The sequence below is a fragment of the Chryseobacterium sp. OSA05B genome (assembly GCF_019970065.1).
In the GTDB taxonomy this organism is placed as follows: domain Bacteria; phylum Bacteroidota; class Bacteroidia; order Flavobacteriales; family Weeksellaceae; genus Chryseobacterium.
This window is the reverse complement of the sequence record NZ_JAHXYH010000002.1, coordinates 838719-858431: the sequence shown is the minus strand read 5'-3', so window position 1 is coordinate 858431 and position 19713 is coordinate 838719. Positions and strand designations below refer to the sequence as shown.

Here is a 19713-nt window from a genome sequence, read left to right as displayed (position 1 = left end):
TTATGGAAAATATTACCGAGAAAATTAAAAGTGTTTTATTACATGATGGAAATTGGAAGTTTTCTGATTTTTATCTTAATGTTGAATTATTAAAAAATACTGATATTCAAATCTCTTTTTGGGAAGATGAAGAGAATTGGGCAACTTTATTAAGCAATAATATAATTATAGGTTATCTATGGAAAGAATACCCTCTTTTAATTATTGAGAAAAACTATGAAAATATTGTCCGCTTAAATAAAAATCAATTTCCATTTTTGTGTACAATTATTGTTGAAAATTTGGATGACAAGAATTTAAAACTAGATTATAATATTTTGAAAAATCAATTATTAGATTGGGAAATTAATTATAATATTTTTTCAGCAAATGACTTATGGTTCAATACAAACAGTATTTGATTACCTCGGATGATACGAGCGTCTCGCTCGTTCTTATGTAAACAAAAAACCTCGCATTTTGCGAGGTTTTTTGTTTACATAATGCTTTGCAGCTTAGTTTGTTTTAGGAAGGCATCAAGGAGAGCGAAGACATGCTGTCTATCGTTCTCTTTTAGTTTTTGTATATCTAAAATTTTAGCGACAATATTTTTATCCAGTAGAATATCCGTAGACCCTACGAGATAATCCAGAGACACTTCCAGAGCTTCTGCCAGTTGCTTGGCCATCTCAATAGATGGTTTTATTTCCTCACGCTCATATCTACCGATGACCTGTTATAAATATCTATCAGTTGTCACGACTGAAGCCCAAGTATATGAATAAAAAAGCTCCTGTTTTTCATATTGATTCTATCATTTCATATTTCAAACCAGTATATTTAACAGTACAGAGATCATCTAGGAAATGCCAGAATAAGTTTTGCCAAAAACAGCGAAGGAGCTCTTGAAGTAACAGATACCAACAATTATTACCCTTTTGGTCTCAATCATATTGAAGGAATGCTAAGTAGTTCTAATTTTGGTGGGTATTACAGTTACAAGTACAATGGTAAAGAGCTACAGGAAACGGGGATGTATGATTATGGGGCTAGGTTCTATATGCCGGATTTAGGAAGATGGGGTGTGGTGGATCCGCTGGCGGAGGCTTATAGGCGACATGGTGCTTATAATTATGCTGTAGATAATCCTATCAGATTTATTGATCCAGACGGAATGAGGATTGAATATGCAAACGACCCGAATAAATCTAAAAAAGAAAATAGAGAGTTAAAGAGAAATTTTAAAAGATCTCAAAGAGAATTGAATAGAAATTCTGAAGAAGCGAAAAACAATTGGAATACGTTGGTCAAATCTAAAAATATTCATACTATACATCTCAATCAAAAGGATTCAAAAGGAGATATTATTTCAAATATCACTGAACCTAAAAAAGAATATAATGCTGAAAAAGGAGGAGGCACAGACATCTATTTAGATTTAAACAAAACAACTTCTAATGGTATTGATTTAGGTACAAATATAGTTGGTATAGGTCATGAAGAAGGTCATGCCTTTAGATTTGATCAAGGAAAGGTGGAAGGTGACTATGAAGGAAATATTTCTGATCCAGATTATTTTTCTAAATCAGTACAACATGCTGCTAAAGTGAGACAAACAGAAGAGACAGAAGTTTCGCATATTGAAAATGTAATCAGAGCTCAAATTGATCCTACAGGTACCAAAATTCCTTTAAGACAAATATTTGAAAATGCACCAAATATTACTTTAGACCCATTTACAAGGAAAATAAAACAGGAAACAGTAAACTTAAATGTAATAAAACCAGGATATGATTATTATAAGAAGAAAAAATAACATTATCATTAACTACTCTATTTTACTTATTTTATTATTTTACACCAGTTGTAAAAGCCAGTTACCTGTGCCAAATGATAAAAAGTGTGTACTGGCAACCTCCGATAAAGAAATGGTATTAGATGTTGGAGATAGTAAAATTTTGAAAAATCAAATGGAAGAATTTTACAATGTCAATAACAAATTTGATATTGTTTTTTATCAGTACAAATCTGGAGAAATCGATATAACATTCAAAAGAATTTATAAAAATAAAGATAATAAATGGTTCTATATCGAAATTTTTAACAATAAAATAACTTCTCAAAAGGAAATGAACATCAGCGATTCTGATTTTGAGATATTATTTAAGAATTTTGAAAACGTTGGAATGTATAAAAATTGTGGAATGTGTTTTGGGTGTTATAATTATTTTAGTTTAATAAAAAAAGATAATAAAACCTTCAGTTATTATTATGATTCTTTGTCAGACAATTTAAGTGATCATGATTTATCAAAACTAAGACCTTATTGGAAAATATTAGATTTTTTTAATCAATACAATCTTTCATTCATTAAATAACTTATTGAACAAAATCCCTCCACTGGCACAAGCGTCTCGCTTATGTCCAAGATAAAAACAAAACCACTGTAAAATTGCAGTGGTTTTTTATTTGAGGAAAACCTTATATTTACGAGTACAGAGACAATCTGGGAAATAACAGAGTTAGTTTTGCCAAAAACAGCGCAGGAGCTCTTGAAGTAACAGATACCAACAATTATTACCCTTTTGGTCTCAATCATATAGAAGGAATGCTTAGTAGTTCTAATTTTGGCGGATATTACAGCTATAAATATAATGGCAAGGAGCTGCAAGAAACTGGAATGTATGATTATGGAGCAAGGTTTTATATGGCTGATCTTGGGAGATGGGGTGTGGTGGATCCGCTCGCGGAGAAGATGAGAAGATGGTCACCATATAATTATGTTTTCAACAATCCCCTTAGATTTATAGATCCGGATGGAAGAGGACCTTTAGGAGATTTTTTTACAAAATCTGGTAGATATTTAGGTAGTGATGGTATAAATGATAATAAAATTTATATTAGTGAGGGAAATAAAAGTAATTACCTGACGGAAGCGAAACAAGAAATAAGGGGAGGAATAGCTTCTTTAGGAGCAATTTCGACAGCTTTGAAAATGACAAATTCGCCTTCGACACATTTAATAAGTCCAGATAAAGAGGGAGGGCAACATGAAGTTCGTGCCGACATAGATCTAGGAAGGAATAAAACGACATACACAACAGGAGAAAAAATGAGAATAGATAAAGGGGAAGCAAGTGGACATGTAAATTTTATGGACGTTGCTATTCAAAACGGTATTAAGAATAATATAAAAACAGATATTTTATTACATTCACACCCAACAGCAACTTTGCTACCAGGAGAAACGTTTTATACTATTGCAGCAACAGAACCTTCTAGTGATGATATAAAAGCATTTGAAGATTATGAGACTAATATAATTGTTGGTAATTTGGAGCGTAATTCAGTTACTTTAAAGTTATATGGTTCTATGATAGATCCATATAATAAACAAGGTGCAGTGTTTTATGATAAAAAAGGTACAAAATTAATGGATTTAAATATTAATGCAGTAAATAACATTTTATCAAATTATGAAAATGGGAAAATTAAAAAATAAAGTATTGACTTTTTTATTAGGATTTTGTTCTTTGCTATATTCTTCCCAAAGTAAACTGAATCTAATTATTGTAATTGATGATAATATTATTACTGATAGGTTACCTATGAGCTTTATTAACGAAAAACAAAATAATACTGTTTTGGATTTTGTATATACTACTGGAAAAGAAATTCACTTGGATAAAAAGTTTAATGTCAGTGATGAACTTATTCTAAAATTCAAATATTCAAATTATATAAATAAAGATTATAATTATAATATTAATATTATAGGTGGTTTAGTAATAGATACACCATACTTAATTGTCAGGATTTATAATTTAGATAAAAAGAAATACAAAAAAAAATATTGCCATTCAAAGGAGGATTATGTTGTTGAACTTCAAAACAGTACATTATATGGTCAAATTCCTATTTGTGAATAAAAGAGTTGAACTTAGCTCTTGCTCCTGACTCAAAAAAACAACCCTTGTTTTTCGCATTTTTAACTTGAGAACCCTTGTTATTTTTATCAAAAAACCACCGCAATTGCAGTGGTTTTTATTTTAGGAAACCCTTATATTTACCAATAGAAGGACCACCTGGGAAATGCCAGGGTAAGTTTTGCAAAAAACAACAAAGCATCTATTGAAATAACAAATACCAACAACTATTATCCATTGGCTTGAATCATATTGAAGGATGTTTAGTAATGTAAATAAACAAGATATAAGACACGCATTATTCGCAACTGGCTACAATTACCTTATCAATAAATAACGGTAACAGCAAAAACTTTACTACAATCTGCATTCAACGACCAACATCCCATCTTACAACCGTCCCGAGCCCCTTCCACAACCACCTCTACCCCCTTGAACAAGGGGCAACACCCCCTTACCTAAGGGGGTAGACAGGGTTCATTAACGGACTATCGGCAGTTTGCAAACGGTATAAAGGGGCTTATCTAAGGGCCTTCATAGGCTTCCGAAGCGGGTAAAGACCGTCAGACAAGTAGCTCCGGGGACTTATGCAACGCCCTGGACCTCATTAAGAACCAGCTGGAAAGCCTTAAAATTTCCATATCCCCTCAATTTCCACGATTTGGTTACATCATGCATCGATCTGGCTACTTCTGCCCTTTCCAATCCCACGATCTTTGTACCATCATTTAAACCCGATAAAAATGGAAACAAAAAAAGTATGGTTCGTAACAGGAGCCTCAAAAGGTCTCGGATTGGCCTTAGTGAAAAAATTATTAGAAAATAACTACCGCGTGGCAGCAGCTACCAGAAATGCACAGTCATTAATCTCAGAAATCGGAGAAACCTCTGATGTATTCTTGCCTATTGAACTGAATTTAACGGATAACGAATATGTACAGTCAGCGATCTCAAAAACGATAGAGCATTTCGGACAGCTTGATGTGGTGGTCAATAATGCCGGATATGGGCAGATTGGTACGCTGGAAGAGCTTACAGACCGTGAAGCCAGAGCCAACTTCGATGTCAATGTATTTGGAACCCTGAATGTCATCAGGAATGCAGTTCATTATCTTCGTGAGCAGAAATCAGGGCATATATTCAATATTTCTTCTATCGGAGGGTATTCCGGGAATTTTCCGGGCTGGGGAATCTATTGTGCGACTAAGTTTGCCGTAGCGGGATTAACTGAAGCACTGGCTGAAGAGATCAAAGAATTCGGAGTGCATGTCACTGTGGTGTATCCTGGCTATTTCCGTACGGATTTCTTAAGTAAAGATTCGGTGAAAACACCGGAAAATCCAATTCAGGTTTATGAAACAGCCAGAAGTTCCGAGCAGGCACATCTTAACGAAATTAATGGCAACCAACCCAATGACCCCGAAAAAGGAGCCGCAGCCATCATCGCACTCAGTGAAGAACAGAATCCGCCTGTACATTTCTTATTGGGAAGTGGCACCGCTGAATTCCTGGATCAAAAAATTAAAATCATTACCGGTGATGCAAAACAGTGGGAAACACTGACGATGTCTACGGTGATATAGCTTTAAAAATGTCATGCTGAGCATCAACTGAAGATTTACGAACGGAGTTCACAAAGCATTTGGCAATAAATACTTTTTGTACATCACACAAATATCCTTCGGCTACGCTCAGGATGACAGTGCTAATACTACATTGCTTTTAACTTACAAGACATCAAACTAAGCAAAACAACCCCTTAACCAATAACAATCAACCAGCAACTAAAATACATTACAAATTTCACTCAAAAAAATTAAATTAGCATCATGAAACCTCCCTTCCGCTTCAATTCAATTTCAGAATTTCATGCCTTCTGTAATCTTCCCAATCCTGAGCATCCGTTGATCAGTCTGATTGATTACAGCAAGGTCAACTACCCTACGGATGACCATGAACTGAAATGGATTCAGAATTTTTATTCCATCGGGCTCAAGCGAAATGTGAATGCGAAGTTCAACTACGGTCAGCAGGAATATGATTTTGATTCCGGAGTTTTGTGTTTTGTGTCTCCGCTTCAGTTTCTGAAACTGGAAATAAAACCTGATGTTGTGGTAGAGCCCACAGGCTGGCTGCTTGTGATTCATCCGGATTTTCTCTGGAATACTTCCCTTGCAAAAAAGATAAAATCCTATGACTTTTTCAAGTATGATATCAATGAAGCCCTTTTCCTGTCAGACAGGGAAGAAAAAATTGTTGTTGATATTCTGAAAAATATAGAAAAGGAATACCAGTCGAATATTGATAAGTTTTCTCAGGAGCTGATTGCGGCCCAGATTGAACTTCTTCTTATCTATTCCGAACGTTTTTATGAACGGCAGTTTTTCACCCGGAAAAAATCCAGCCACGAGCTTCTGGAACGTTTTGAAGAAGTCCTTTCCCGGTATTTTGACAGCGGAAATCTCATAGAAAACGGAATTCCTTCCGTAAAATTCATTGCCGGAGAGATGAATATTTCTCCCAATTACCTCGGATCTTTATTGCGTATTCATACCCAACAAAATACGCAGCAGCACATTCAGAATAAACTGATCGACCTGGCCAAGGAACGTCTCAGCACCACTCACCTGTCGGTAAGTGAAATTGCTTATGAACTGGGTTTTGAGCATCCGCAGTCTTTCAGTAAACTCTTTAAGCAGAAAACAAATCAGTCGCCGCTGGAATTCAGGAAAATGTTCAATTAATAAACACAAATGTCGCTTCAGCTCAAATAGGCTAAGGAAAATTTTATGCAGACGCTTCATCGAATCAATCTAAGAGTGATTTTTCTCTTTGTATTTCTTAAACTATCCGGTGTTATACCAAAACTTTGCGTTGATTAAAACACGAGCTACGGCTACTATTTTCACTAATCACACAAATATAGATGACGTCATAGTGTGATTAGTGAAAAAAAATTGTGGTATTTGTGGTTAAAAAATCTTTAAAAATCAAAAGATGTATTTTATTATAAGGTTTGATTCTTTTTTAATACTCCACAAGTTTTGAGACTTAACTTTCATACACCACATTAGCTTTTTTCGCGTCAACCTTTATATAACGCAAAATCCTACTCACACAATAAAACCCTAAACACCAAAACTTTAACCTCAAATTCATTTGATAATTTAAAAATCAACCCATAAATTCAGTACCTTAGGATTTAGATAAGCGGAATCCGAAAAGCTTTAAAAAGTAGGAAAACCAAAAACTAATTATTATGAAAAAAGTATTCTTACTCATCCTGATATTAATCTTCGGAATTGGGTTGGCACAGAAAGTAAAAAAAGAAGAAAAAGTAAAAGACAAATTTGAATCACGGCAGCCTCAGGACATGTCTGTTCCGCCGCCTCCGATGGTGGCTTTTCCTGCTCAATATCCCAAAGGAAACAAAGCCTTTATTGACCATGTCAAAAAGAATCTGAATACCGATGCTCTTAAGGCTCTCGGGAAAGATTTAAAAACGAAGATCATTCTGAAAGTCAATTCAGAAGGTAATGTAATCAATGTCTCCACTTACGGAGGTGATGAAACGTTCAATACGGAGGTAAAAAAAGCAGCTGAAAAAGCAACTTACAACGTGAAGTGGGAAGCCGGTAAAAACAACAGGGGCGAAAAAGTAATTGATATTGTGAATCTTCCGTTTAGATATTAAGGTAGCAGGGATTAGGGATTAGGGAATGAACAGATTAAATTGCGTTCTTATTAATGTAAATACCTCAACGCTGCTCCGTACTCCAAAAATAAAAAACCACCGTTTTTCACGGTGGTTTTATATATTCTATCCAAACTTTCTTTTCCTCATCCAGAAGAACAATCCTCCCAGCAGACCGATCACCACTAAAGGCAGCAGTAAATTCAGCCATTGCCAGTTTGCTTTTTCCTCCGTGATACGGTTTCTGTCCAGAAGCCTTTCTTCGATGTTTCTGTTTCTAAGCGCCATCAGATTGCTGTCATCCAGAAGATAATCTAAAGCATTTCTGAGGAACTGTTCGTTCCCAAACTCCTGATTCGTCAGACGGTCAATTCCCATCGGAAGCGGCTCGCCTTTATGCATTTTATTTCTTCCGACATCTCCGTCAGCAATCACGATCATTTTGTTTTCAGGACTCTGGCTTTTGAAACCGGGATATCCTTTTCTTTCAATTCTTGAGGCATAGGCAGAATTAAATTTCCCTTCCAATGCAACAGCAAAGATCTTCGGTTTGCTCGGTTTTTCCATTTGCCCAAGACTGTCTACGCTGGCAATTTCTTTTAGGTCCACATAGTTCGGAACCTGCTTCAGAAGTGTTCTCTCACTCGATTCGAAAAGAACCTGTGTTTTGATATTTTTTCTTCCCCCTAATGTATCGATGGAAGTTGGAAATTCAAATTTTACCGGATTAATATTTTTCGTAATCGGATTATCGTTTTCAGCAATTCCAAGTGGAAAATACGGCCACGGAAGGCTTGTATACTGAGGGTTCCCTCCTACTTCACCGGTAACCAGTTTCAGCAGAGCAAATTTCTTTACATCCTTCACCAAAGCCGGATTGATCCTGATTCCGTAATTGAAAAAGAAATCTGTCATATTGATGTCCACAGGGAAAGGCATCACTTTTTGAGATCTTGTCAGCGTATCCATTTCAGCGTTTACGGCATCGATCATCCACAGCGTTTTTCCACCATTCATAATAAACTGGTCAAGAATTACTTTTTCATTATCTGTAAATGCTTTTCTCGGTTTTGCAATCACCAAAGCGCTCATCTGCTTCAATAACGGAAGATCTTCCAGGGTAAGTTCTGTCTGATTTTTTGGGACCACAGGACCTGCATCATAATTTTCCATCGCCAATTGCATAAAACCATGGAACTCTTCAGGACCAAGCTCATCCTGATTCACCAGGATTCCGACTTTCTTTCTCTTATCAGCCGCAATGTTTTTGATATTGGAAACCAGACTGTATTCCAGACCTTCAATAGATCTGGTCAGCTGCTGGTCGGCATCTATTCCTGCCTGCTGTACCACCAACGGAATAGACACTCCCCTTTTGTCATATTTGATAACAGCATAAGGGAAAAGCGTAATCTGTGAAATCTTACCGTCTTTAACATCCGGAAGAACGGAAGGCTGCATCCCCATCGCCATCAGCGTGTCCTGAGACATTTTGGTTTTAATAGGATCAATGAATTTAAAATCGATCTTCGGGTTGATTTTTCTGAATTCTTCCAGCATAAATCTGGTTTCGCTCTGAAGCTGCTTAAAGCTTGCCGGAAAATCTCCTTCAAGATAAACATCTACCGTAAGCGGCTTTTTCACAGATTCCAGTACTTTTACGGTACTGTCCGAAAGCGTATATCTTTTTTCTTTTGTTAAGTCTAATCTTATTCCTGAGTACGTAAGCAGAATCACCAAAGGCACTATGGCGATCAGGAAAATTCCTAATGGAGATTTAATATTGAACTTCTTCATCATACTACTTCTTTTTAGAGATAAAATGGTTGGACAATAATAACGTAGCACCGATGATCAGAATAAAATAGGCGACATCCTTAAAATCAATAAGACCTCTTGTAAAGCCAAGAAAATGCTGATAAAAACCAATATTCTGAAGAATAAAATCGGCACCGCCCAAAAGCTTGTAACTCGCCAGCTGCTCTATTCCAAAGTACATGATGAAACACATGAAGACCCCTAACAGGTACGCCATGATCTGATTCTGCGATAAGGAAGAAGCCAGAATTCCAACGCCTGAGAATGCTGCAATCAGCACAATTAGTCCGATATAACTTCCGAAGGTCATTCCAAGGTCAATATTCCCGGCTGGAACACCAAGAACATATACGGTATAAAGATAAATCAGTGACGGAATCAGGCATAAAACCCCAACGATCCACACTGAAAGAAACTTCCCTGTTACCAAATCTGAAACTTTTAGAGGCTGGGAAAACAGCCAGTTCAGGGTTCCCGTCTGCTGTTCTTCTGCAAAAGTCTTCATAGACAATGCAGGAATAATAAACATCAGCAGCCATGGAACGAGTACGAAATAGCTCTGTAGAGAAGCCATTCCGATGTCGAAAATATTAGAATCATTCTCGAAAAAAAACAGGAAAAGAGCGGTAATCAGACTGAATGCGCCGATAATGACCCACGCGCTCCAGTTTCCAAAGTAACTCCAAAGTTCCTTCTTTAAAATTGCAATCATAGTTTTATTTAGGGGTTAGAGTTTAGGTAGCAGGTAGCAAACAAACTCATCATTCATAACTCTTAACTTATTACTTTATTTCTTCTTTTTTTTATTAACGAGTTTCACGGTCATCATGATCAGAAATACAAGAACGAAAAATCCGACGATTAATTGCCACCAGTATTCAATCACTGAAGATTTCAGGATTACGGTGAATACCACAAGGAACAGCAGGAATGTCGCGATCTCGTTGGCCTGTCTCAGTTTGATATTAGGCGTTTCGATGGTTTGGCCGTTCAACTCTTTCAGTTTCAGCACTTTTTTCCAGCACCAGTAATGATAAACGGCAAGACCGATCAGGAAAGTAAGTTTTAAATGAAACCACGGCATTTTCATCAGCCCGGTATTCAGAAAGATCATGACAATTCCGCAAACTGCCATTATCACACCTGCCGGAACGGTAATAATATTCCAAAGCCTTCTGGCCATGAAAGTATATTGTTCTCTGAGGATTTTCTTTTTTTCTTCAGCAAATTCGTCTGTATCCTTATAGTAAACGAAAATTCTTACGAGATAGAAAATTCCCGCAAAATAGCTTACCATAAAAATGATATGCAGTGCTTTGATTATTGTATAAAGCATCAGTAGATATAAAAATTATTGATCGGTAGCGTCAACAGGCTGCATTTCCTGTAGCTTTACTCTTTTGGCCCCCAGATTAACGTAATACTTCTCCAATTTATTCAGATGGTCTTCACTAGTTTCCTTGCCTTTTACATGCAGGCCGTAATCGCTCCAGATATTAATGCAGAACAGTCCTTTTACTAAAGTTCTGCTGTTGGACTGTTCATAGTTTTTGGCAAGAAACGCATCCAGATCTTTTTTGGTTTTAAACTCATAAACCATTACCCCACCATCATCCTTTTTAGAGTTATTATACGTAAAGGTGTAGAAGTTTTTAATGGTTGCTGCCGTTTCCGGACCTTCTATTTTTGAAATAATATCGGGATTATCCGTCACAAAAGGGATCTTTGTAATCCCGATATCTTTCATTTCTTTATCTATTGTCGCAGGTTTCATGCCCTGCAGTTCTACATTTTTAAGATCGAAATCCATAATGCTCTGTGCAGAGAAACTTTGAAAACATACAAAACCGATGATCAAAAGTATTTTTTTCATAAAACCTGTTTTTAATAATATCCTATTTTAATTAAGAAATAACACCAAGCTCTTTTCCTACTTTTTCAAAAGCAGCAATTGCTTTATCAAGGTGGGCTCTGGTGTGAGCAGCAGAAAGCTGTACTCTGATCCTTGCTTTTCCTTTCGGTACTACAGGATAGAAGAATCCGATCACGTAAATGCCTTCATCCATAAGCTTTTCAGCCATTTTCTGAGCAAGAGGCGCGTCGTATAACATTACCGGAACAATGGCAGCATCACCTTCAGGAATATCAAATCCTTTGGCTACCATTTCTTTTCTGAAATATTCAGCGTTTTCCATTACCTGATCACGAAGTGAAGTATCTTCAGAGATCATATCCAAAACTTTCAATGCAGCTCCTACGATACCTGGCGCTAATGAATTGGAGAATAAATAAGGACGGGAACGCTGTCTCAGCATATCGATGATCTCTTTTTTACCGGAAGTAAATCCTCCCAAAGCACCCCCTAAAGCTTTTCCTAACGTAGAAGTGATAATATCCACTCGACCCATTACTTCATTGGCTTCATGGGTCCCACGACCTGTTTTTCCGATGAAACCTGTAGCGTGAGAATCATCCACCATTACTAATGCATTGTATTTGTCTGCAAGATCACATACGCCTTTCAGATCAGCTACAATACCATCCATAGAGAAAACTCCGTCTGTAACGATGATTTTGAAACGGTGATCTTTTTCAGAAGCAGCGATTAACTGTGCTTCAAGATCAGCCATATTATTATTTTTATAACGGTATCTTGCCGATTTACAAAGACGTACTCCGTCAATAATTGAAGCGTGGTTCAGCTCGTCTGAAATAATCGCATCTTCTTCAGTAAACAAAGGTTCAAAAACACCTCCGTTTGCATCAAAACATGCTGCATATAAAATCGTGTCTTCAAGACCTAAGAAATCCGCGATTTTTTTCTCTAATTCCTTGTGAATATCCTGTGTTCCGCAGATGAAACGTACAGATGACATCCCGTAACCATGAGACTCTATCATGTCCTGAGAGGCTTTCATGACCTCCGGATTGTTTGACAGACCCAGATAATTATTGGCACAAAAGTTTAAAAGCTTCTTTCCGTTAGCTTCTATTTCTGCACTCTGCTGGGAAGTGATGATTCTTTCTCTTTTATAAAGACCGTCATTTTCAATGTTTTGTAGTTCGTTCTGTAAATGTTGAAGATATTTTTCAGAGATCATTTTTTAGTAATTTTTTAGATGCGCTAATTTAATAAAAAGGTGTTAAAATATCAGCTTTTAAAAGTTTTATTCTAAAAATAGGGGTCAAATTCAGTTTTAACATAATTAGTCTACTAATTTAGTAGGATAATATTTATATTTGTGACTTAAACTGAGGAATATGAGACTGACTCCGATAGAAAAAGTAAAGACAATAAGTTCCCGAAGCTTTATACAGAATTATATGAAACCACGCCTTCCTATTATTATGGAAGATTTCATCGATCCCGGAAGTCCTGCTTTTAAAAAGTGGAATTATGAATACTTCAAGGAAATAGCAGGTAGTCATAAAGTTAACATCTACGGAAGCGAGCTGGAATCTCTGGACAAAGTAGCCAGCAACCCTATCGGGCAGACTACATTTGCGGAATATCTCGACCTGATCAGCACAACGTCTACAGAGCACAGGCTTTTTTTATTCAATCTGCTCAACATCAGACCGGAGCTTAAAGATGATCTTCATTACAATGATGTCACGAACGGAAAAATATTAAAGTGGCTTCCTTTTATGTTCTTCGGTGGTGAAGGATCCATTACGAGAAACCACATTGATATTGATATGTCCCATGTTTTTATCACCCAATTTCACGGCATTAAAAGGATCTGGCTTTTTCCTTGGGAGCAGTCGGATCTGATGTATAAACTGCCTTACAACTTTCACAGCTTACCCAATATCAAAGATCCCGACTACAGGGAATTCCCTGCTCTCCTCTACTTAAACGGTTATGAAGCGCTGTTAAAGCCTGGCGAAACACTTTATATCCCTTCCGGCTGGTGGCATTATATACAATATGAAACCGAAGGTTATTCCGTTTCTGTAAGGGCCCTTCCTTCAAGTTTACTTGAAAAATGGCGCGGCTTCAAAAATATGGTCGTGACCAGAAATTTTGATAATATGATGCGTAAACTCTTTAAAGAAAAATGGTTCCGGTACAAAGTAAAAACAGCCAGAAAAAGAGCTACCCGGGCTGCCAGAAAACACAGAAGCTTCCTGATATAAAAGCTTTTTCATGATCTATTAACCCATAAATTATATTAAAATGGAATTATTGTATGCCCTAACATCCGCTGAACGCGCTCACTATTTTTATTATCCGCTCTTTTAACCTCTTTACGGGTGGTGAAACTTTTCAGATCATTATCTGACAAACTCTGACTTGCTTTTACCATTTTGTGATATTAAATTTACGTGACTGCTATCTAAAAATGAAAAAACGGACCATGGGTCCGTTTTTGTTATTTAATTTAAATTCGTCAAGATGAGAAGATCGTAATTACTGTTGGCATCCTTGCCAAGGATAGTTTGAGGCTTTGTTCCAAATAAAAAGACTTTTAGTTCTGATTTAGACTGCAATCACTCCCCTCTTCCATCTTCAAACTTCCTGACTCGATTTAATGCTTGACAAATTTCATATTTTTCTCCTGAACTGTAAGAATATAGGTTCCCGGTACCAGTTCTAAGATCTCAATTGATTTTCCAGGTTGATATACCGCCTTTCTGATCAGCTTTCCATCGATAGAATGAATGGAATACTCCACGGCTTTGTCAATTCCCTTTAAGAACAATTCATTTTTAGCGGGATTCGGATATAACGCAAAATCTTCTTTATCTACGGAAGATACGCTTAATGTATTATCCTGAGTCACGGTAGAGTTTTTCTCCAGAATCTGATGTTCATAATTAAACTGAACACTCGCTACAGGAAAAGAAACCGTTTCAAGGAAGCCCTGATTATTGGAAGTATGATTCAGAACAAAATAAGCGGTCTGTCCTCCTGTTCCGTTGACTTTGATCGGTAATGGCATTTCAAAAAAGCTAACAGAAGCATTACTCTGGGCCTGTCCTGCTTTAAAGAAGATCTGATTTCCGGTCTGCTTCCATTTGATAGTGTAGGTAGGATATCCCTGTCCATATAGCCAGTCATTAAAAAACTCAGTAAGGTCTTTTCCGCTGGACTGAAGAAATGAAGCTTTAAAATCTGCCGTACTTGCATAACCATATGCTAAATTCGGTCTTGAATGATAGTCTTTTACAGCCTGATAGAAAGCCGTATCACCCAAAATCCATTTGATCATTCTTACGATGTATCCTCCTTTTGCGTAGGAAAGTCTGGGGCTGAAAATTCGGTTTGAGTTGGAAAGCTCTGCATCTGAAACGTAAGTACTTCCTCCGGTAGCACTGGTAATATCGTTTTTTTCACCTACCAGATAATTCATAAACTGAGCATTGGTCATCAATAGTTTTTCGTTCGCCAAATGTTCCCCGAAAGTGGCAAAACCTTCATTCAGCCAGATATCATTCCATGTTGCACAGGTTATTTTATCTCCAAACCATTGGTGAGCCAGTTCATGAGCGATAATACTTCTGCTCCAACTGCCCATAGAAGACATGGTCTGATGCTCCATACCACCTCCCCACTGGAACTGCATATGCCCGTACTTTTCATTACGGAAAGGATAAGGTCCAAAATAGGTTTCAAATGTCTCCATCGCCTGTTTCGTCCATTCTATATTAGACATTGTGCCTGTATTGGAAGCGGTAGACGGGAATACATAATTCACAAACGGAAACGGAGGGTTTCCGATGGTACTGTTTATTTTGGTAAAATTAGTAATCGAAAGCGCAATCAGATAGGCTGCTGTAGGATAAGCCGTTCTCCAGAAAGTCAGTTTCTTTGAACCGGGAAGTGCCGTTTCAGACATCAGTTTACCGTTTGCAGCAACGTTATATTGTGAAGGTGTGGTAATTTTAAAATCAAATCGTTCAATTTTATCATTCAGGCTCTGCTTGGTAGGAAACCAATCCTGTGCACCATAAGGCTCACTCAATGTAGACAGAACAGCCGTTCCTCCCTGATTTCCATTAAAAAAAGCACTGTTAGCCGAAGATGGAGCACCGGAATAATTGATCGTCAGGGAATCCAGTGTATTCGCTGGGATAGAAGCCGGAAAATCTATCTTCAGTTCTTTTGTAGAAAGTTGCTGAAATGTTAGATCCGTACCGTGGTATTTCACTTGAGATACGGTAAGTGTACTGTTAAGATCAAAATAGATGCTGCTCATATTCTGATTAGGCTTAAAGTGCGAGGTCACAGAACCTGAGATATTATACACTGCGGGATCCAGACTGATGTCCATTCTCTGATACTGAAGATCGTAATTCAAAGTATTAGGATTCACATTGTAAGAGGTCATTTTTTTTGCAAAGGATTTCTTTTCCATTGCAACCAATCCTTTCTTTTCAATATTGTGATCATGTATATTCTGGCTGTACATCACTTGCGGCAGCAAGGCGCTCAGAATCAAAAGATAAAGTGTTTTCATTTCCCAAAAAATTATTCGGTTAAATATAGATAAAAACCTTTTAATCATGGATTAAAAGGTCAATTTTATGCAAATAGAAATTTATACAAAAAACTATAGCATTTTTATGCTTTTTTATAATATTTATTTCACTATATATTCAATAACATATAATTTTTTAAATCAAAAATAAAGACAGATTACCACATTACTTCACAATTAAACGCACTTATCATGATCATATTAAAAGTAAAATTGATTATTTAGTGAACTTTTTACTGTTTTATAAATTTCACATGCTGTTCGTTAATGGTAAAAATATAAGCCCCAGGAACCAGTTCTGAAATCCCGATTGTTTTTCCAGGCTGGTAAACCGATTTTCTGATCAGCTTCCCATCCGCAGAGTGGATAGAATACTCAGCCGCCCTGTCAAAACCTTTCAGATACAGTTCATTTTTTGCCGGATTTGGATACAATGCAAATTCATCCTTTTGCACGGAAGAAACGCTTAACGTGTTATCCTGAACAACAGTAGAATTTTTCTCAAGAATCTGATAATCATAATTGAATTCAACGCTGGCAACCGGGAATAAAACGGTTTCTAAAAACCCTTGGTTATTAGCGGTATGATTCAGTACAAAATAAGCAATCTCCCCTCCCGTTCCATTAACTTTGATGGGTAACGGCATTTCAAAAAAGCTTACCGATGGACTGCTCTGTGTTTGTGAAATTTTAAAAAAGATCTGGTTTCCGGTCTGTTTCCATTTTGTCGTATAGCTTGGATACCCTTCACCATACAGCCAGTCATTAAAGAATCCTGTGAAATCTTTTCCGGTAGACTGTAGAAGAGATGCATTAAAATCTGATGTTCTGACATAACTGTATGCTAAATTCGGTCTGGCGTGATAGTCTTTTACGGCCTGATAGAAAACGGCATCTCCAAGGATCCATTTAATCATTCTTAAAATATAGGCCCCTTTTGCATAGGTCAGTCTGTTGCTGAAGATCCTGCTCACACTCGATAATTCTGAATCCGGAACGTAGGTAGCACCATCAGGAGCAGAGGTGATATTATTGATCTCTCCCAACAGAAAATTCTTGAATTCCGCATTGGTCATCAATAGTTTTTCATTGGCCAGCGCTGCACCGAATGTTGCAAAACCTTCATTCAGCCAGATATCATTCCACGCACCGCAAGTCACTTTATCTCCGAACCACTGATGGGCCAGCTCATGAGCGATCAGCCCTTTGCTCCAGCTACCCATGGATGACATCGTCTGGTGCTCCATTCCTCCTCCAAATTTAAACTCCATATGCCCGTATTTTTCATTACGGAAAGGATAGGGTCCGAAATAGGTCTCGAACGTATTCATGACCTGCTTAGTCCATTCAATATTAGCCATACTGGTGACATTGGCATTGGTGGAAGGATATACATAATTCACAAACGGAAAAGGTGGATTCCCGATCGTATCATTCAGTTTGACGAAATTGGTAATAGAAAGGGCAATCAGGTAGGCTGCAGTAGGATACGCCGTTCTCCAGAACGTAAGTTTTTGATTTCCGGGAAGCGTAGTTTCCGACATCAGCTTTCCATTGGAAGCCACATTGTATTGTGAAGGTGTGGTGATTTTAAGATCAAACCGTTCAATTTTATCATTCATGCTCTGCTTCGTGGGAAACCAGTCCTGTGCTCCGTATGGTTCACTCAAAGTGCATAAAATAGGGATTCCGCCCTGTGTGGTTGTATTGAAAGCATTTCCTGCAGTAGGCGCTCCCGAATAATGGATCGTGAGAGAATCAAGGGTATTGACAGGAATTGAAGTGGGAAAATCGATCTTTACTTCTTTGGTAGGAAGCTGCTGAAAGGTCAGGTTACTTCCATGATACTGTACCTGGGAAACCACCATAATATCGGAGAGATCAAAATAGATGCTGCTCATATTCTGAGTCGGTTTGAAATGAGAAGTTACGGAACCTGAAATATTATAGACTGCAGGATCCAGACTGACATCCATTCTCTGGTACTGAAGATCATAATTTAACGTGTTCGGGTTGATATTGTAGGTGATCATTTTTTTCGTAAAAGCACTCATTTCTTTTGCGATTAACCCCTGCATTTCAATATTGGGTTCCTGTTTCTGGCCAGAAAACTGCTGGGAGATTAAAAAGCCAAGAACTAAAAGATAAAATTTATTCATACTCAGGATATTAGATGTAATCAAAGATAAAAAAAACCTTCTAATCATTGATTAAAAGGTTTTTAGAATATTAAAATAAATATTGTTTAAAGATCTAGAGCCGGCTCAAGAATTTTTTCCATTCTTTTCTTCACCATATCTACAGATCCTGAATAATTGTTAACCATTAAAGAAAACACCAATGTTTTTCCTGAGTTCGTTTTCAGATATCCTGCTAAAGTTTTTACTTTATTTAAAGTTCCTGTTTTAGCAAAAACCTGTCCGTTTCCGGTACCGATGAACATTCTTTTCAGCGTTCCGGACTGTCCACCTACCGGTAGTGAAGTGAAATAGGTTTTGTAATATTTCTCATCCATTAAAGAGGTCAGGAATTTCACCTGAGAAATAGGTGTTACATTATTTCCTCTTGAGAGTCCGCTTCCATCCATATAATTCAGCCCGATCATATCGAAGCTTTCATTTTTCAGGTGGTTGGTTACTACGATTCTTCCTGATTCGGATGTCTGGTCGCCCATTTTCTGGTACCCTACTGTTTTCAGTAATGCTTCTGCCAGAGAATTGTCGCTGTGCTGATTGGTATAGAATACGATATCACCCAATGTCGGAGATTTATAGGCTGCTACCAGTTTTCTGCTTTCAGGGGCTGCATCCGTCATTCTTGGCGTTACTTTCCCTGTTACTCCGATTCCGCTTTTTACTAATGTCGTTCTGAATGTATTGGCAAGATAAGCCGGAGCATCAGGAAGTTTTGTTGTTAAAACACCATCGCCATCGTACTTTTCTGCATACACCATCTGGTTCACATAAGGAGAAACGTAAAAATACTTTTTATCAGAAGCAAATCCTGATTTTTTCACGATCAGCTTTTCGTTCGCCGGATTGATCTCACGGGTAGTTCCTACAGGCAGGTAATAATTATTGTTTTCAAGCCATACAACATTTTCCGGAAGGATTGTAATATTGCCTTTGAAAAGCGCTGTCTGAATGATAATATCACCATTCACCTTTTTGATACCTTCGCGGGAAAGTCCGCTCATGAAGTCTGAAACAATGTCTCTGTACGACCACGCTCCTGCTTTATTGGTTCCTAAAGAAGGGTCTCCGCTGCCTATCAGATACAAGTTTCCATTTAAAACTCCACTTTCATCAATAGTCCCTGAATATTCCAGCTGCGTCATCCAACGGTAGTTTTCGCCTAAAAGGTTCAACGCTGTTTCCGTGGTTAATAACTTGGTAGTAGAAGCCGGAACTAAAGGAGTATTTTCATTGTACGAAGAGATCACTTTCTTCGTTTTAGGGTCATACACTACGAATCCCCAATTGGCATTTTTCAGCACAGGATCCGCCATCATTGTGTTTACATTAATATCTACGAGCTCTTTGGCCGACAAAATTGTCTTTTCCGCTACCGAAGTAATGGGAGAAGGCAGATTCAAAGTACTTCTTTGATTATCGTAAGCCTGTGAGTAAAGAACTGTAGAAACGGTAGATTGAGCAAGGAAAAACCCAGAAGCCAATACCGCTGCACTTGAAATATATTTTCTGTAATTTACCATCTATCTTTTTTTGGTTCCATAGTTTGACACTATAAAAAATGATAAGTTAAATCATCCAATTAAAGAGCCAAACACTTAATCAACGACCAAAAGTAG

18 protein-coding genes and 1 pseudogene are annotated in these 19713 nt (G+C 37.4%); 9 read left to right on the top strand and 10 right to left on the bottom strand.

The features are described 5' to 3' along the window. The first annotated feature begins 2 nt into the window (after positions 1-2). Positions 3-401, top strand: a complete 399-nt coding sequence (locus LC419_RS11245) for a hypothetical protein (RefSeq protein WP_223607420.1) — start codon at positions 3-5, stop codon at positions 399-401. 74 nt (positions 402-475) lie between these two features. On the opposite strand, the gene LC419_RS11240 is transcribed toward LC419_RS11245, so the two are convergent. Further along, positions 476-709 carry a helix-turn-helix transcriptional regulator gene (locus LC419_RS11240; RefSeq protein WP_223607602.1) on the bottom strand — a complete coding sequence of 78 codons (234 nt, stop codon included), beginning with the start codon at positions 707-709 and terminating at the stop codon, positions 476-478. Positions 710-940: 231 nt separating this feature from the next. On the opposite strand from LC419_RS11240, the gene LC419_RS24205 reads away from it, so the two are divergent. From LC419_RS24205 to LC419_RS11220, 4 genes and pseudogenes are all read left to right on the top strand, one after another. Further along, a complete protein-coding gene (locus LC419_RS24205) occupies positions 941-1795 on the top strand; it encodes an RHS repeat-associated core domain-containing protein (RefSeq protein WP_306666574.1) in 855 nt (284 codons plus the stop codon). Next, complete coding sequence (locus tag LC419_RS11230; RefSeq protein WP_223607419.1) at positions 1770-2357, top strand: hypothetical protein; 588 nt, start codon at positions 1770-1772, stop codon at positions 2355-2357. The genes LC419_RS24205 and LC419_RS11230 overlap by 26 nt, the downstream gene beginning before the upstream one ends. A 104-nt stretch (positions 2358-2461) precedes the next feature. Continuing rightward, positions 2462-2800 (top strand): annotated as a pseudogene (locus tag LC419_RS11225) (RHS repeat-associated core domain-containing protein); the annotation flags it as partial. A 661-nt stretch (positions 2801-3461) separates the two neighbouring features. Further along, positions 3462-3908, top strand: coding sequence for a hypothetical protein (locus tag LC419_RS11220; protein ID WP_223607418.1), 447 nt, complete (start codon positions 3462-3464; stop codon positions 3906-3908). A 582-nt stretch (positions 3909-4490) separates the two neighbouring features. On the opposite strand, the gene LC419_RS11215 is transcribed toward LC419_RS11220, so the two are convergent. Further along, positions 4491-4658, bottom strand: a complete 168-nt coding sequence (locus tag LC419_RS11215) for a hypothetical protein (RefSeq protein WP_223607417.1) — start codon at positions 4656-4658, stop codon at positions 4491-4493. Here LC419_RS11215 and LC419_RS11210 point away from each other — a divergent pair. From LC419_RS11210 to LC419_RS11200, 3 genes are all read left to right on the top strand, one after another. Continuing rightward, positions 4649-5488, top strand: coding sequence for an SDR family oxidoreductase (locus tag LC419_RS11210; RefSeq protein ID WP_223607416.1), 840 nt, complete (start codon positions 4649-4651; stop codon positions 5486-5488). The two genes, LC419_RS11215 and LC419_RS11210, sit on opposite strands and share 10 nt — an antisense overlap. Before the next feature lie 246 nt (positions 5489-5734). After that, complete coding sequence (locus LC419_RS11205; RefSeq protein WP_223607415.1) at positions 5735-6649, top strand: AraC family transcriptional regulator; 915 nt, start codon at positions 5735-5737, stop codon at positions 6647-6649. 515 nt (positions 6650-7164) lie between these two features. After that, on the top strand, positions 7165-7599 hold the full coding sequence (locus tag LC419_RS11200; RefSeq protein ID WP_223607414.1) for a hypothetical protein: 435 nt from the start codon (positions 7165-7167) through the stop codon (positions 7597-7599). 126 nt (positions 7600-7725) lie between these two features. Here the strand turns inward: LC419_RS11200 and gldG are convergent, their stop codons facing one another. The 5 genes from gldG to kbl form a co-directional block, all read right to left on the bottom strand. Next, positions 7726-9396, bottom strand: a complete 1671-nt coding sequence (gene gldG / locus LC419_RS11195) for a gliding motility-associated ABC transporter substrate-binding protein GldG (RefSeq protein WP_223607601.1) — start codon at positions 9394-9396, stop codon at positions 7726-7728. Positions 9397-9400: 4 nt separating this feature from the next. Further along, positions 9401-10129, bottom strand: coding sequence for an ABC transporter permease (locus LC419_RS11190; RefSeq protein WP_223607413.1), 729 nt, complete (start codon positions 10127-10129; stop codon positions 9401-9403). A gap of 75 nt (positions 10130-10204) precedes the next feature. Beyond that, entirely contained in the window at positions 10205-10753 is a 549-nt protein-coding gene (locus tag LC419_RS11185) for a CopD family protein (RefSeq protein ID WP_223607412.1), read from the bottom strand. A gap of 15 nt (positions 10754-10768) precedes the next feature. Then, positions 10769-11290 carry a hypothetical protein gene (locus tag LC419_RS11180; RefSeq protein WP_223607411.1) on the bottom strand — a complete coding sequence of 174 codons (522 nt, stop codon included), beginning with the start codon at positions 11288-11290 and terminating at the stop codon, positions 10769-10771. A gap of 31 nt (positions 11291-11321) precedes the next feature. Beyond that, positions 11322-12518, bottom strand: coding sequence for a glycine C-acetyltransferase (kbl, locus tag LC419_RS11175; RefSeq protein WP_223607410.1), 1197 nt, complete (start codon positions 12516-12518; stop codon positions 11322-11324). A 160-nt stretch (positions 12519-12678) separates the two neighbouring features. Between kbl and LC419_RS11170 the strand changes: the two genes are divergently transcribed. Then, entirely contained in the window at positions 12679-13557 is an 879-nt protein-coding gene (locus tag LC419_RS11170) for a cupin-like domain-containing protein (RefSeq protein WP_223607409.1), read from the top strand. A 392-nt stretch (positions 13558-13949) separates the two neighbouring features. Here the strand turns inward: LC419_RS11170 and LC419_RS11165 are convergent, their stop codons facing one another. The 3 genes from LC419_RS11165 to dacB all read right to left on the bottom strand — a co-directional run bounded on the left by LC419_RS11165 (position 13950) and on the right by dacB (position 19617). Beyond that, positions 13950-15881 (bottom strand): M1 family aminopeptidase, encoded by a 1932-nt coding sequence (locus tag LC419_RS11165; RefSeq protein ID WP_223607408.1) that lies wholly within the window; start codon positions 15879-15881, stop codon positions 13950-13952. A gap of 254 nt (positions 15882-16135) precedes the next feature. Then, positions 16136-18061: a M1 family aminopeptidase gene (locus LC419_RS11160; protein ID WP_223607407.1), complete on the bottom strand. Its 1926-nt coding sequence runs from the start codon at positions 18059-18061 to the stop codon at positions 16136-16138. Positions 18062-18147: 86 nt separating this feature from the next. Further along, a complete protein-coding gene (gene dacB / locus LC419_RS11155; protein WP_223607406.1) occupies positions 18148-19617 on the bottom strand; it encodes a D-alanyl-D-alanine carboxypeptidase/D-alanyl-D-alanine-endopeptidase in 1470 nt (489 codons plus the stop codon). Positions 19618-19713 lie beyond the last annotated feature (96 nt).